The following is a 17417-nucleotide window of genomic DNA, read 5'->3' as shown; positions in this document are numbered from 1 at the left end:
CAATGCATAATTCTATCTTTCCAATTATTAAGCTTTTATTTCCTCTGCTATTTTAGTTACTTTTTCAAGACTTTCTTCTATAGCTTTATTTTTTTCTTCTTCTGTAAATCCAGTTCCATCTACTAATATTTCTTTAAAATGTTCTATTCCCGTAAATTTCATTATATCTTCAACATAATTTAATCCTTTATTTAATGCTTTCTTTAGTATCCATGGAATACTAGCTCCAGATGATTGTATATAAATCATAGTTCTGTCTTTATCATTTAATAATCCGTCTACTTTGTCTTGTGTTATTTTTATTGTTTTCCCATCTTGTATTACACAATCTATATACTCTTTTAAAGGTGCAGGAAATGACAAACTCCACATTGGAGCTGCAATGACATAAACATCTGCATCCTTAAATTGATTACATAATGCTATTATTTTTCTAACTTCTTTTTGCTCTTTTTCATCTAATTTTTTTAAATCATAATCATTTAAAAGACAATTTCTCTTTTCAAAATATTGATATTCCAAACGTGGTATGTGTGCTTCATATAAATCTAACTCCTGAAGTTCAAAATCATCATGACAATCTAAAAACTTGTTTACAAATGCTCTACCAACAATTTTGCTAGCTGAAAGTTCTTCTGGCTTTGAATTTACTGTAATGTATAATAATTTTTTCATAAGTTCATCTCCTAATATTTTTTATAAACATATTTTTAACCTATTTCAAAATTAAATACATTATAGGGTTCCAGGTTCGAATTCAAAATAACAAATTTATCAATTGAAAAGCTTTTTTCTTTCATCAATGAACAGGAATTATTTAAATTAGTATTTCTTTAAAAATTGATTTAGAAACTCTTATTAATTTGTGTTTTATTTTCAAGACCTGAACCCAAGGACGGGTTCAGCGACTGCCTAGACAGGACGTCGATTCAGCCGTTTAGTCTTGGAAATAAAATGGCAAATTTATTAGAGTTTCTTTGAAATTTTTATGAATAACGTTTTAAATAATTACTGTTTCTTGTAACACTACCACTCTCATTTAATATTTGAATAATTTCATTTTTCAGCTTGGAACCCTATATAGGTTTCCAAGTTCAAATTTAAATTAATGTCTTTCTCAAATGATACTCCTAAAGTTAAATATCATTTCTATTTTTATATTTCTTCTTCTATTGCACCCTCTATTTCTAAGCATGTTTTTCTTAATTTTTTTAGAACATTTTCACTTGTATTCCAATATCCTCTTTGGTTACATTCTATTAAAGTTTCTACCATTTCAAAATATGCCCATTTATTATTTTCTTTTAATATATTTTTTAGGTTTTCATCTTCTATATAAGTTGCATTCATATTATCGAAAATCCAATTTTCAACTTTATTAGTTGTTGCTGCAAGTCCTAATATGTTTTCAAATCTCTTCTTAATTTCTTGTACTCCATGATATTTATGTTCTACCATTGAATTTATCCACTTAGGATTTAATAACCTTGTTCTTGCACCTCTTAAAATTGCTTTATCTACAGTTTGAGTTTCTATAATATGTGATGTAGTATCTGTTATATATACTTCTGCTTTCTTTCCCCTTGTTATTTCAACTGATTTTGAAAGTCCACCAAAAAACTCATAAAAATGATCCAAATCGGTAACTTCATATTCTGGATTGCTTCTTACTTGTGATATTAACTCTACAGATTTTATATTTCCTTCAAATAATTTATCACACTTTTTTCCTCTATAGTTTTTAGTGTATATATGATTTAATTTATCTATATAAGACTTTCCAAATATCTCTTCCTCAATCCAATTTTTACTTTCTACTATAGATGTTAAATTTGTTCCATACTCCCCTTCTTCTGGACCAAATATTCTTCCTATTGACAGTTCTCTTGCTATTTTTTCATCATAGACATCATCTAATAAATTTTTTAAAATAACATCACTTTCATATTTAAAGTAATTCTCCTCATAATTTTCATCTAATGATTGTAATTTTTCAAATATCTCATTAAATGAATTTAAAAGATTTGGAAACATATCTCTAAAGAATCCACAAATATTTATAACAACATTTATTCTTGGTCTTCCTAATTCACTTACTGGTATTATTTTAAATTTAGTATTAAATGGATTACTATTATCCACCTTAACCCCTAAATAATGAAGTATTTGTCCAACAGTTTCTCCTTGTGTTCTTGATGTTTCAAGCCCCCAAAGTATTGTTGCTATAGTTTTAGGATATTTATTATATTTACCTTTGTATTCCTTTATTGTATTTTCAGCTATTTCTTTTCCTCTATTGTAAGCTGATACAGTTGGAACCATCCTAGGATCAAATTGATATATGTTATAACCAGATGGTAGTATATCTGGATTTCTTATAATATCACCTGCAAGTTTAGCTTCTAGATACTCGCCATTTAAAACCTTATTTAATCCTTTTAATTCTTCACATTTCATAGATTTTAGATAGAACTCATATGAAAAATTTAATATTTCTTCTATCTCCTGTTTTTTATCTAAAATATTTAAATCTCTCAATGAATTTTCAAAATCAGTATTTTTTGTCTTTTGAAGTAAGTATTTATTTATTATATTATCTGAAATAACCTTTATTTTTTCTCTATCACTTACTAAATTTTTCTTAATTATTTCATCAAAGTTAATATTTAAACTTTCAGCAATTATTCTTTCTAAAGATTTAATATCACCTCTATCATAACTAGAAATAATTTTCATATAAGCTTTAGCTTCTTCCTGACTATATCCTTTTCCAAAAACATGTAACCCCTTAGGTATTAATGATGTTTTTATTTTGTATAATTCTTTTTCTATATCATCATAGCTTTCATATTCTAAATTTAACTTATTAGCCTTACATTTTATTAGCTCATCAATTTCACTTAGTCTTACTTTGTTGGATATTTTGCACTGATTATATTCAGATATTAAACTTTCTAAACTTATGTATTCACCATATATATCACTTTCATCCATTGGTGGTGTTTGATAACTAACAATTGTAGCACTACTTCTCCTTTTAGCTATCACACCTTCTGATGGATTTCCAATATAATAAAGATATATATGGGGAATTGTTCCTATAAGCTTATCTGGAAAACATGAACTACTCATAGCTAATTCTTTACCTTTTAAAAACTCTAAAGTTCCATGAGTTCCTATATGAATTATAGCATCAGCTTTAAATTCTTCTCTTAACCATTTATAAAAGGCAATATATTGATGATGTGGTGGAATTGACTTATCATGATATACTTTTTCTATATCTTCATGAATACCTCTAGATGGTTGTATTCCAATAAATACATTCTTATTTAATATTCCAGGTATTAGAAAGTCATTTTTAAAAGTCATTATTTCTCCTGGACTTTTTCCCCACTGTTCTTCCATTTCTTTTTTGTATGATTGATTTTTTAATTCTTCATCATAATTATTTTTATTGTATTTTATAATTTCACTATTTTTATTATATTCTTTCCATCTTGGTGAATTAACAAATTCTTTAGTAAACCTGTTTATAAGTTCATCTGCTTCAATTTCATTTGTACTATATCCTTGTAATTTCATAAATTTTAATATGTTACTTATAGACTCACAAGTATTTAAAAGTGCTCCACCAAATATATTTCCTTCTCCAGGAGGATAATTATAACCTATTATTGCTATCTTTTTTTCATTATTGCTTTTAATTTGTAAGTTTATTAAGTTTTTAGCCATCTCTACAGCTTTTTCACATCTATCATCTATAATTGTGAGTTCATTTATAACTACCTCTAATTCATTATCTTTTGAGATTTTTTTCATTGCACCTATTGGTAATAAATCTATACACCCATCTAGTTCTGGAAGCATAACATTAATTAACAATTCCATTCCATTTAATCCTTCTACAGAATCTATCCATTCATCTACATACTTTTTATTCATAAAAAATGGATGAATTATAGGTACATTAAAATCTTTTAACAAATTGACACCTGAATCAGCATCACCACCCATAGGTCCTTGTGTAAATCTAAATGGCATAAAATTTATAAATAAATTTATTTTTAAACCTAAATTTATAAGTATATTTTTAAGTTCTTCGCCACGTTCCACTGCCGCTCCTGGAAATGCAATAGGTATTATATTTGCTATTTTTTCAAATTTAACTTTAATTTCACCTACACATTTATGTGTTTTATTAGGATAATTATGGCTATAAAAAAGTATAACTATATTAGGCTTAGATTCATCAAACTTATTTTCCTTTTTATATTCATCATAGTTTTCATAAGTTTTTTTATCCTCCGGCCTACATATAGTTGTATTTTCTATCAATTTAGGATTTTCTAGTTTAGGTAAATTCTTATGTCCACCATATTCTTTTAATATTAAATAAAATAAATTTCTTATATCTTCTTTAGTTCCACTTTTCCAATAATTTAATAGTGTTTTATAGTTTTTCATATCCTTCATATTAAAACCCTTTAAACACATACTTATCATAGCTTTCATACTCATCATTGAAGTCATCTGTTTCATTGATGTTTTTTTGCCAATCATCATAGTTTTCATATCATCCATAGACAATTTTTTATCACCCATTGCCTCTTTTAAATCCCTTATACAAAAACCACCCAGTTTAGTTAACCCCATTATTTCTCTATTTTCTCCACCTATAGATATAACATTATTTTTGTTGTTATAATTTGAGTAAAGATACTCACTAATTTCATGATTTGCACCCATAAGATCAAAAATTATAAAATCAGATTTATTCATATGCTTTACCATGTTGATAACTTTTTCATTATTTACATATCTATCAATAGAAAAAAGTTTAATTTCTAATATGTTGTTAAATTCATCATTTATTTCTCTATTTAAATCTACTATTTCTTTTATTATAGAATTAGATACAGTTGCAATAAAAATCTTCATAACTTAATCTCCTATAAATTATTAATAATTACCTTATAGTTTTTAATGGATAATATATCTCTTTTTTTATGTCTTCATGTCTGATTCTTTCTGCACTTATATTAAAAACCTCATTTAACGCATAATCATCCATTATTTCCGTGAATTTACCCTGTTTATAAACTTCACCATTTTTCATTAATATTGCATTATCACAGTATCTTGCAGCTTCATTTATATCATGTAATACCATAATCACAGTGAGATTTTCCTTTAAGTTTAATTCATTAACTAATTGCAAAATCTCTAATTGATGAGAAACATCAAGAAATGTAGTTGGCTCATCTAATATCAATATTTCAGTTTTTTGTGCTAGTGCCATAGCTATCCATACCCTTTGACACTCACCACCTGATAAATTATTTAAATACCTATGCCTCAAATGATTTACTTTTGCTTTTTCCATTGCCCAATTTACAAATTTTTCGTCTTCATTATTTTTTTTATAAAATATTTTTCTATGAGTATATCTTCCATATCTCACTAAATCTTCAACTTTTAAGTCGCTTATTAAATTTCTTTGTTGAGTTAAAAAAGATAGTGTCTTTGATAACTCTCTAGGCTTAATATTTTTTATGTCTTTCCCATATAAGGTTACTTGTCCACTTTTAGGCTTTAAACTTCCACATATAGTTCTTAAAAGAGTTGTTTTTCCACAACCATTTTGACCTAATATACAAGTTATTTTTCCTTTTTCTATAGATACATTTATATTCTTGAGAATATGTTTGTCATTGAATTCTACATATAAATTTTCACAAACTAAACAATTCATAAGTTATATCTCCTTTCTTAATAAATAAAGAAAGAATGGAGCTCCTAAAAGTGCCATAATTACACCTACGGGTATTTCCTTTGGACTAAATGCAACTCTTGCAACTGTATCACTTAAAGACAATATTATAGCTCCTAAAAATGCTGTTGATGGAAATAAGTACTTATGATTTGATCCTAAAATCATTCTACATATATGAGGAACAATTAGACCCACAAAACCTAATAACCCAGCAACAGAAACAGCACTAGCTGCTAGTATTGCTGCTAATGCTGTAAATCCAATTCTTGAAAGTTCAACATTTAAGCCAAGAGATCTAGCAACATCATCTCCAAGAGTTAATATATTTAGCTTTTCTGAAAATAACATACAACATATTAATCCAAATATAGTATATGGTAATATTATTTTTACATAAGGCCAACTTCTCCCTGAAAGTCCCCCATTCATAAACATTAATGCACCATGTACTTTGTCGCTATAAAATACCATAATAGCAGATATTCCAGCACCTAATAAAGTTGATACTGCAACTCCTGCAAGTATTATTCTTACTGTATTTATTCCTCTTTTCCATGCTAATGCATATATAAGCATAGCTGCACCCATTGCTCCTATAAAAGCTACTATAGGCAATAAATCTATTTTTTCCGGAAATATTATCAAAATAATTATTCCTAAAAGACCAGCACCAGATGAAACCCCTATTATATGTGGATCTGCAAGGGGATTATGCATAATCCCCTGCAGTATACATCCTGAAAGTGCTAAGTTTGTTCCTACTAATACTGACAATATAGCTCTTGGCAATCTAATATTTTTTATTATTTGTTCATTTGCTGAAGTGCTTTTTCCCAAAATAGAAAAAACTATATCCTTAACTGAAATATTCACAGAACCTATACAATTACTAATTAAAAAACTTGCAATTGATAAGATTAATAATGTAAATATTATTAATCTCTTATTTTTATTCTCTCTCAATAATATTTTTTCACTTTCATTATTTTTTAACATTACCATATACCTCTGGATAAACGGCCTTTGCCATATATTCTATAGACTCATAAAATTTTTCTCCTGGATTATATAAAAAGTATTTTTGAGGTAAATACTCTATTTTCCCTTCTTTTACAGCTTTCAATCCACTCCATGCTGGATTTCCTTCTAATTCTCTTTTAATAGTTTCTTTTGCCTGTTCATCTGAAGATACCATTGTTGTTACTAAAATCATATCTGGATCTTGTTCTACTATTTTCTCCATACTAAATGGGGTACTATCTGAACCCATTTTAGTTGGTTTTTCACCTTCTGCTATATTTTTTATATTAAGTATTTCACACGAATTTCCTACAATGCTACTATTTAATTTTAATGATACATCTTTGCTTGTTACATATAAAATTGCAACTTTCTTTTGTTCTTTAGGAAGTTTTTGAGTAATATCTTCCACTTTTGTTTTTAATGTTTTTATAAGTTCTTCAGACTTATCTTGATTTTGAACAATATTCCCTAATACTTGAAGTTTGTCCACAACATCATCATAACTTTTCATTTCTAACATTATGTATGGAATATTATTTTGTTCAAATATCTCTTTGTATCTATCATGTATTCCACATTGTGCTAATACTAAGTCTGGTTGTAATTGTATAAGTTTTTCTACATCTATATTTGCAACATGTCCAATGGTTGGTAAATCTTTTGAACCTTCTGGTGTTGGCGCACCACCTTTAGTGTCAGCCTTAGCTATTGATTCCCCACCAACAGCATATAATGGTCCTAAAATTGTTCCTGATATTGCAGCTATTTTTTCTGGTTTTTTTTCTAATGTAACAGTTCGTCCTGAGTCATCTTTTATAGTTAATGGATATTGCTTTTTTTCAACTTTCTCATCTTTTACTTCCTTACTTTCATTATTTTTATTTTCTGCTGATGCTACACTTTTATTTACATTTGAATCAGTTTTTTTACTGTTATTACTACATCCAACAAAACTTATTGTTGATGCTCCTATTAATGTAATTGCTATTAAGTTTACTAGTTTCTTATTCATATTTTTTTCATACCCCTTCATTTTTTAAATTAACGCAAAAAAAATTTCCTAGACAACAAAGTTGCACTAAGAAATTCAATAAAATATAATTATTTCTTTTATCATCTGCACCCCCTATAGTCCGTAGAGTTAAAGTGTTTTTAAATAGGCAGGTATTCTGACTTAAGTATCAACATTTTTCTACTCCTTCCCAGAAATTATTCCAGTGGATATTTTTATAGAAAAACTCCTCTTTTACAGCGGCGGCACCGTGTAGGACTTTCACCTAACTTCCCTTTTAGTATTGTATATATTTACATATATTTTACCTATTTACATATTTACTTTTCATTTACAATTCTATAGGTAATTTTTTGAAAAGTCAAATTTAAAGATATATTTTTTATTTTCTAATATAATCTCTATAATCTCCCATAATTGCTCTAGGCACTGGCAAATCTATCATTGTTTTCAATCCTGGATGTGCATTTATAACATGTGGAATCATATTGACACACATTGCTATTGTGCCTAATCCACCATCAACTTCTGGCTTTATAGACATATTAACTTTTGGAGTTCCTTTTATTGTAATATAATCTCCAGTATATGTTCCTTCTAGTTCTGGTTCTATTTGTTGAGGATGTATCATATCTATTTTAACTTCACCATTAACATATCCTTGACCTGTCATATTAACACCTGCTACATCTCCAGTTGCAGCAAATCCATATGGTGCCTTTCTATCTACCTTTGTAACTATAGGCTCCATTTGTTGTTCAAATTTATCAATTTTAAATCCTATAGCATCTCCTATCATTTTAATTGATTCTGCAAAACCTACATGACCTGCTAAACTACCATTTTCAACGCCCTCTTTAAAAGCATCTACACTAATTCCCACACCTTGCTCTTCCATTACTGCTGGTCCAAATGGTGACAAACTATTAACTCTCTTTGCTTCTATATGCTCTACATCAGTCATACAACCAGTTAAACATACTACTAATAAATCCATTATTAAGCCTGGATTTATACCTGTTCCTAAAATAGACACTCCATTTTCTTTAGCTATTCTATCTAATTCTTCTGCAATCTCTGGATTCTGTGCCTTAGGATAAGACATTTCTTCTGCTGTAGAAATTACATTAACCTTCTTTTCTAAAACAAATTTTAATTTTGGAAATGCTTTTTTAGTGAATGAATCCGTTGCACACAAACAAATATCACAACACTTTTCTGTTAAAACTTCTTCTATATTTCCATTAACAACAATATCTTTTCTATCTCCTCTTTCCACGCCTAATATATCAAATATACTTTTTCCTGCTCTCTCTGGATGCATATCACATACACCAACTATCTCTATACCTTTTCTTCTCAATAAAACCCTTGCCATTCCACTTCCCATGGCACCAAATCCCCAAAGTACAACTTTTACATTTTCCATAATACATCCCCCATTCTTCTTAATTAATATTACTGAAAGTTATTTTTTAACTTCTCTTACTAACCATATACAACTTAAAACTTATGTTTTCTCTATAAAGCTTTATATTATTTTGAAATAATTTGATGTTCAAACTTAATAAAAATCATTCTTTAAAATTGTAACTCCAACTTGTACATTCACTGTCCACCGTCAATTATCCATAGAAAATATAGATTAAAATTTATATTTAAATTTCTCAACTGAAAGATGAAATTATTCTTATTCTAGTTGAGAAAAAAATTTAAGAGGCATAGTACCCAAATTAACGATGAACAATTAGCAATGAAATGAGTAATATCAACCATAACTTTTCGCTCTTCGTTCTTAATTGGTTCAAAATACAAAAATATAAATAACATATGATTTTAGTAGTAGCATTTGATAAAAAGATTACTTTAAATTTATCAATTGAAAAGCTTTTTTCTTTCATCAAGAAACAGGAATTATTTAAATTACTATTTCTTTTAAAATTGATTTAGAAACTCTTATTAATTTATTTTTTATTTTCAAGACCTGAACCCAAGGACGGGTTCAGCGACTGCCTAGACAGGAAGTCGATTCAGCCGTTTAGTCTTGGAAATAAAATGGCAAATTCATTAGAGTTTCTTTGAAATTTTTATGAATAACGTTTTAAATAATTTCTGTTTCTTGGAATACTACTATTCTCATTTAATATTTGAATAATTTCATTTTTCAGCTTGGAACCCTATATATATTTACTAATTAAATTCTATTATTATTACATGCAATTTTCATGCCAAACTTTTCTTAGTTTTTAACCTATTTTTTATAGTTTTAACTTTATTTTTAAATATTTAGCGAACTTTTTTAAATAAAATAGCATATTTTTTTGCATTGTTATTTACATGCTATTATTATTAATAGTGTTTTAATCTAAAATAGCACCTAAATGCAAATTAATTTGCATTTAGGTGCTTAATTTTATGCATTATTATTAAATTATATATATTGATCACAATATATTTTCCCAAATTCATATTAATATTATAAAATTCAAACTTTAAATAACCTCACTATGTAAAATTTCATATATTAATTGTCAAATCTATTAGGATTAAATAGCTCTAATTCTTTATGAACTTTTCCTAGATATAAATCACTTAAAAACATTCCACCTAATGTTGCAAATAATATTCCATTAGCACCATAACCTAATCCATACCATAGTTTTTCATTTTTTTTATCTTTACCCAAGAAACCTATATTATCCTTAGTTGAAGCAAATGCACCACAATATTTATATTCTATTTCTATATCTTCTATATTTTTAAACATAGATTTTAGTCTATTTTCTAATATGTTATATTTTTTATTAGCCATACTTTCATCAAATATGTCTGGCTCAAATCTTTCATCTTCACCTCCTATTATTATTCTGTTGTCTTTTGTTGTTCTTAAATAATTATATGGATCACAATTATCTCTTATTAACACATTTTTATACCACCCTACTATTTCCTTTAGTGGCTTTGTTGCTATATTATATGTAGTTGTTTTAGTTCCAAAATCCCTACCTGTAAATGCTTTTGTATTGTATCCCGTTGCAACAATTATTATTTTGCTTTTGACTTTGTAACCATAATTAGTTTCTATTGTAACAAAGTCATCATCATAATTTACTTTTATTGCTTCTGTATTTTCATAAATTTTAAGTCCTAGGTTACTACTCATTTCTAATAAGTGATGAGTATATTTATATGGATCAAATTCAGCTCCGCCATTTATTCCATATACTCCTGCCTTTATATCAAAATCAAATCTTTTATCATTTTCACTTATAAAATCTACATCAAGACCTATATTCTTTCTAAATTCATACTCTTTCTTCATTTCCTCAATTTCTAACTTTTTAGAAGTGTATAAAAGAGTATCCCTACGCTTAAAATCGCACTTATTTCCATATTCACTTATAATATTCTCTATTTCATCTAATGCCTTTAATCCTAACTTATATATAGTTTCTATATTTTCTTTTGGAATAACATCTATAAGTTCCATTGCATTGTCATCAAGTTCATACTGCAATAATGATGTTGTACTTGAAGTACTTCCATAACCTATTCTGCCTTTTTCTAAAATTAAAGTTTTTATTCCCTTTTTCACAAAACAATATCCTAAAATTGCACCTGTTATGCCACCACCAACAATAGTTACTTCTGTTTCCACATTTTCAGTTAAGTAATTATATTGCTTTAAGTTTTCATTAATATTTGTAAATATGGGAGTTCCCTTTACAAATTGTAAATTCATTTTTGTTTCCTCCAATATTATATTTCTATTATTAATTATTCTTTTATAGTTTTTATCAAAGGCACTGTATATATACATAAAAACTTATTTTCATACAAATTATTATCTAAATTCAAATCATTTGTTTACAACATTTTGGATTAAAAAAAGTCTATATAAATAGATTGTTCTATTTATATAGACTTAATATTTTTAAGCTAATACTGTATTTATTCCAATATTAATTTCATTATTTTTATCTGGAATTGTTCCATTTTTATAATTTTTAATAGCATCTGCTACTTCATCATAGCCTTTTACAACTGTATCTTTAACATCTATAGCTGACTCTTTAACAGTATTGTAAACTTTTAAGCTAGCACTTTTAACTTCACTACTAACAGTTTTAACTGTATCAACTACATCTTTACTAACAGATACTATAGTATTTTTTACTTTATTTATATTATCCATCGATCCATTAATAGTATCTACAATAGTGTTATAACTTTCTTTAATATTGTTATATCCTGTAGATATTGTATTTGGAATTCTAGTTATAGGATCCTTTATTGAATCATATCCTGTTTTTATCATAGCTGCACTTTCTGAAACTTTTCTAATTATTCCTTTAGTTGGATCAGATAATACTTGTTTTACTCCAGCGGCTGTTAATGAAACCTTTGATACTACCCCCATAACATCAGCACCAACTGATACTGCTGTCTTTACAGTATTACTAACTATTGATGTGGCTGCATCTTTAACAGTTAGTGCTGCTTCTTTTAATTCCGAAGCAGTAGTTGTTATTTGTTTCACCGTGCTAGCTATTTGAGATGCTGTTTTATTTATTTTATTTGTTACTGATTCTTGTACATCTGATATTGTCTTAGTTATAGTATTAGCTGCATTTAAAACTGTACTTGAAACCTTTGATACTGCTTTGTGTACACTCTCACCTATAGATACTACTGTCTTTCCTACTTTATTAACAGTGTCTAATACAAAATTAAATCCATCAGATACTTTTTTAAAGAAATTACTTATATTACTTTTTGTTGTATTAGTATTTTTAGTAACAACTTTTTCATCAGCACTAATATTATTTATTATTGAATCCTTATATTCATTTTGAATATTCTTCATACTGCTTTCTGTAATAGATGTTTTTGAATTCTTAAGTTCTATTTCTTTTGACTTTGCTTTATAATCTCCTTCAAAAACCTTCACATTGTTATTAACCACATTATTTATTTTCATAAAATCTACCTCCTTATTTATAGGGTTTCAATCTAATATTTTATTTTTCCATTAAACTCATATCCATTAGATTTAGATAAACTAAATTCGTCTTCTAATATAAATTCACCATCTATAAAAAATTTCATTTTCCAATTTCCTAAAGGATAATTTCTTTCATTATCTTCTAAATCCATCCAAAACCACATTGTTATAGGCTTGTCCTCTTGTCCTTTAGGTGTAAATAAATTATTTTCTGTTGTTTGAATTAACTCACCTTTTGGTGTATACCATGCTGTAGTGACTGAATGTAAACCTGTAACATTAGTAAATTTAAATCTTGTTACTACTTTTTTATCTAACATAATATTAAATTGTTTTCTATTATGAACCTCTTCTTCTTCATTAACATTGCACGTTATATTATATTGCTTTATATGAGTAGTATATTGAATGTTATTATACATTCTTTCATCCTTATCATTAATTATTATAACTGACCACAATTCTTCATTTTCATCTGGCAAATATATGTTTGCAGTAGAATCATTTAGCTTTAACTCTTCATTTATAACAAACTTATAATAATGTTCTCCTTCTGAGAGTTCATAATTTAACTTCCAAACATTATTTTCTTTTACCATTTTTCCTTGATTGATATCATAGTTATTAAAACTTCCTATAACCGATATACTGTTAATCTTTAAGCTTTCATTTTCTACATATTCAAAAATAATCTTCATAATGACCTCCCATTAACTCATTAAAGTTAAAACTATAATTTATATATTTGTAAATCTTTATATATTATTACTATTTTCGTGTTATATTTGTATTTATTTATATGTAATGATAAAAAATGTGTATTCATTCTTGTGATGATAATATATTTTTAATTATAAATTTACCATTCCTAATACTTAAAATTCAACTTTTATCTTGAAAAAGTTTAAATTTCTATACATAAAAGCAAGTTAGTAATTCTTTAGAATTATAACTTGCTTTTATATCTAAATCATATTTTCAAAAATTCCAAGTATATCAAGTTTTCCATATCCCCATTGAGGATTTGGATAAATATCTCCACTTCTTTTAGAGGCTCCACCTATAATATAATATCTTATAGTTTGAGCATTCATATATATATCTCTTCTTACTTCAACTCCCCATTGTAATATGAGTGCACATGTTCCAGCAACGATTGCAGCTGCTACACTTGTTCCATTTACTTTTTCTATCTTATTATTAGGTCCTACTGTTATAGCATTAACACCGCCTGCTGCTATATCAATTCTTTCCATGTAATCATATTGATTAGCCATCCCTGAATATTTAACTACATTATTATTGTCTTGATTATATGCAGCAACAGTTATAATATATGATGCCGTTCCAGGATTTGTTAATGTACCATATGGATCACAAGGGCTAAAATACGTATCTTTTACCATTTGTCCAGTATAAGTAATCCATGCATTATATCTTCCATCAACTATAAGTTCTCCAGTTAATACCATTTTCCACACACCTGCTTGTAATTTTTCAAATTCAACTAATATGAGCTCATCACCAGAAGTTTCTTCTGGAATAAAATATTTAATTTTTACATTAGTTTTTTCAAAAATAAAACTATATTCACTACTTAAACTTATAGGTGCTGGAATAAATCCTGTATTTTCACCCGAAGGTGATACTATATCTAATGACATTATATTAGGACAATCAACCCATATTTCTACAACTAAACTTTTTTGCTCTGGTGATACATTCAATTGTATTACACTAATATCTCCAACATTATTTATATTTCCTGAAGTATGGCCTCTTGCCGTCCCTTCATTTCCTGATCCTGTAACTACTACAATCTTTTCATTAATTGTCATTTGATCTATATATTCTTCTAATATACCACTCCCTTTATGGTTACCAGAGTTTGTTCCAAGTGGTATATATATGACCATAGGCACATTATTATCAATTGCATAATCATATAAAAATTGTAATGCTGTAAATATGGATACTATACTATATACTGGTACATCTACTGGATAACTTTCTTTGAAATTAGCTGACTCTATTAATTTTACTACTGCAAAACTACACTCTGGTGCCACTTTTACTATTCCAGTTTTACTACCATTTCCTCCAATTATTCCAGCCATATTAGTTCCATGACCTATTTCATCCTTACTTGGTACTATATCATATGGATTCAACCCTTCTTTACTATTTTTTATAGCATCTCTAATTTCTGCTTTTTCATAAAGTGTTCCATATGGAACTTGTGAATTATTAACTTTTCCTATTGTATTAATAGTTTGATCCCAAATACACTCTATTCTTGTGTTACCTAAATTATCCTTAAATTCATCATTTAAATAATCTATGCCTGTATCTATTATTCCAACAACAACATTCCTTCCTGTTAAATTTAACGAAACTTCACTTTGTAAAAATTGAACATTAGCTGCTTGAACTGGTGATATACTTTCAAGTGTATATATTTCCCTTCTTTTTATATAAACTATAGATGGAAATTTAGAATCGCCATCTTCAATCTCCAAACTCTTCTTTAAAGATACTATTGCGTAATTATCATTAATTATTGTAACACTATAACCTTCTTTTCCTTTAAAATCAGATTCTATATCTCCTTCATATTGTACAATATAGTGCTTATATGAAGGATCCGAAAATACTTCATTATAATCTAAATATTTATTTCCCATTAAGTTCCCTCCACATATCATTTGGAATTCTCGCCATTAAATTCCTATGACCATATTCAATAAATTCTTGCTTTCTAAACCTCATTCTTTTTCCAGCAATTACATCAAATATACCTTTTATATCAAGATACCCATATCCCTCTGTTTTATTTGGATAAATATTAGATGAATCCCTCCTTGCACCATAAAGTAAATATGATCTTACTTTTGTAGAGTACATGGTAACATCATTTCCATCTATTATTCCCCATTGTAATAATAATGCTGAAACACCTGCTATAATAGCTGTTGCTGCACTACTTCCTGAAAATGTTGTTATTTCTCCATCAACATTTGTTGCTAATATATTTATACCATCTGTAGTTATATCTGGATTTATAAGTCCATTTGCATTAAAACCTTTTCCTGACTGTGGAACTCTAGCCCCTGTTATACTATTATAATATGCTACTGTAACAACCTTTTTTGCTGTTGATGGAAGTGTTAGTGTAGTATTTGAATCTGGTTCCAGAAATTTTGTTCCTTCTGGAATTGTTTCATATGGTGGCAACCATATATCATATCTACCTGAAACTGCAATTTCAGCTTTTAATTGTATCTTCCATATACCTGGCTTTATTTCTTTAAATTCTATATCTATAGATTCATTACCAGCATTTATTTCTGGTAAATTATAAGTTACCTTCACATCTGTATTTACATATATAAATCTTACCTCTTTTGACCTATTTATTTTAGGTTTTATAAACTCAGTCATTTCCCCACTTGGACCAATTATATTTACAGCTATTTTTGTTGGTCTTTGACTCCATATAGTAAATTTAAAACTTTTCATTTCTTTACTTACCAAAAGTTCTATTGTTTTAATACTTCCTATATCACTTAAATTCCCTGATACATGACCATCTGCAAATCCTTGATTTCCAACACCTGCTACTAATACAATCCCCCTCAAGTTTGCCACATAAGTTAAATATCTCGATACTAAATTATTACCTTCATGTGTACCTTCTGTTGTCCCAACACCTCCTACCATCACCATTGGTTGTCTTGTATTTATTGCATAATTTTTCAAATACTCAACTGCAGCAACTATCTCAGATGAATTGTATGTTGGAACATATGGAATATTATTTTCTTTTAGTGCTTTTTTGTTATAAAATGATTCAACTAATTTAACTATGATAAACTTGCATTCTGGTGCAACACCTTGAAGTTTTTTTTCATATCCTTTTGCTCCAATTATAGAAGCTATTTTAGTGCCATGTCCCACATCATCTTTTGATGGAACTATCAAATATGGATTTCTTCCTTCCTTTTTTTCATTAATGGCTTTATTTATTTCACTATTCGAGTAAACTTTTCCTAGATATACATCCTGATTAACATTATCTCCTATTGTTTGGTCCCATATGCTTTCAATTCTAGATGTACCATCTTCATTTATAAATTCCTGATTTAAATAATTTATTCCAGTGTCTATTATTCCCACTAATATTCCTTTTCCAGTTAAATTTAAATATTTATTTACTTGTATATTCTTTATAGTATCAACTTCTGTTGGTGATATATCTTGAAGCACAAAAATACTTCTAGGTTCTACATATATAATTGAGGGAACATCTTCTCTAAGTCTATTTAAATTTTCATAGGAAACAGATATTATTCCTAATGTACTATTTATTACATTTCCACAAGCATAATCAACTTTATCTATTTGTTCTTTAAAATTCCCCCTATATTCAATAATAAAATTAGGTCTATTTTCATCAAAATATTCATTACATTTTTTTTCTCTATCTAACTTCATAAGCATTCCCCAAATATTGTTTTATATTATATTTTATTTAGTTAAATATTTAAAATTCCATTTTTTTAAATTTATTTTTTCATTAATATATTGAAATAAAAAAAAGC

11 protein-coding genes and 1 riboswitch are annotated in these 17417 nt (G+C 27.5%); all 11 genes read right to left on the bottom strand.

The window, feature by feature from the left end; translation table 11 throughout:
- Positions 1-27: 27 nt before the first annotated feature.
- Positions 28-675, bottom strand: coding sequence for an FMN-dependent NADH-azoreductase (locus AC07E4_RS06145; protein WP_478215965.1), 648 nt, complete (start codon positions 673-675; stop codon positions 28-30).
- A gap of 480 nt (positions 676-1155) precedes the next feature.
- Positions 1156-4941, bottom strand: coding sequence for a magnesium chelatase subunit H (gene bchH, locus AC07E4_RS06140; RefSeq protein WP_478215964.1), 3786 nt, complete (start codon positions 4939-4941; stop codon positions 1156-1158).
- A gap of 28 nt (positions 4942-4969) precedes the next feature.
- Complete coding sequence (locus tag AC07E4_RS06135) at positions 4970-5755, bottom strand: ABC transporter ATP-binding protein (protein WP_478215963.1); 786 nt, start codon at positions 5753-5755, stop codon at positions 4970-4972.
- A gap of 3 nt (positions 5756-5758) precedes the next feature.
- Positions 5759-6772 (bottom strand): FecCD family ABC transporter permease, encoded by a 1014-nt coding sequence (locus AC07E4_RS06130; protein WP_478215962.1) that lies wholly within the window; start codon positions 6770-6772, stop codon positions 5759-5761.
- Positions 6759-7811: an ABC transporter substrate-binding protein gene (locus AC07E4_RS06125; protein WP_478215961.1), complete on the bottom strand. Its 1053-nt coding sequence runs from the start codon at positions 7809-7811 to the stop codon at positions 6759-6761. The genes AC07E4_RS06130 and AC07E4_RS06125 overlap by 14 nt, the downstream gene beginning before the upstream one ends.
- 130 nt (positions 7812-7941) lie before the next feature.
- A riboswitch (cobalamin riboswitch) is annotated at positions 7942-8138 on the bottom strand.
- A 55-nt stretch (positions 8139-8193) separates the two neighbouring features.
- Complete coding sequence (ord, locus tag AC07E4_RS06120; protein ID WP_478215960.1) at positions 8194-9240, bottom strand: 2,4-diaminopentanoate dehydrogenase; 1047 nt, start codon at positions 9238-9240, stop codon at positions 8194-8196.
- A 1095-nt stretch (positions 9241-10335) separates the two neighbouring features.
- Positions 10336-11553, bottom strand: coding sequence for an NAD(P)/FAD-dependent oxidoreductase (locus tag AC07E4_RS06115; RefSeq protein WP_478215959.1), 1218 nt, complete (start codon positions 11551-11553; stop codon positions 10336-10338).
- Between the two features lie 192 nt (positions 11554-11745).
- Positions 11746-12792: a hypothetical protein gene (locus AC07E4_RS06110; RefSeq protein ID WP_478215958.1), complete on the bottom strand. Its 1047-nt coding sequence runs from the start codon at positions 12790-12792 to the stop codon at positions 11746-11748.
- Between the two features lie 32 nt (positions 12793-12824).
- Entirely contained in the window at positions 12825-13514 is a 690-nt protein-coding gene (locus AC07E4_RS06105) for an early set domain-containing protein (protein WP_478215957.1), read from the bottom strand.
- A 267-nt stretch (positions 13515-13781) separates the two neighbouring features.
- The gene (locus tag AC07E4_RS06100) at positions 13782-15500 is read right to left on the bottom strand and encodes a S8 family peptidase (RefSeq protein WP_478215956.1); all 1719 of its coding nucleotides are present in this window, start codon (positions 15498-15500) and stop codon (positions 13782-13784) included.
- Positions 15490-17310, bottom strand: a complete 1821-nt coding sequence (locus AC07E4_RS06095; RefSeq protein WP_478215955.1) for a S8 family peptidase — start codon at positions 17308-17310, stop codon at positions 15490-15492. Before AC07E4_RS06095 ends, AC07E4_RS06100 begins: the two co-directional genes overlap by 11 nt.
- Between the last annotated feature and the right edge of the window lie 107 nt (positions 17311-17417).

Source organism: Clostridium amazonense (assembly GCF_056431285.1).
Note: the sequence above shows the minus strand (reverse complement) of the source record. Positions and strands in the feature narration are given on the sequence as shown.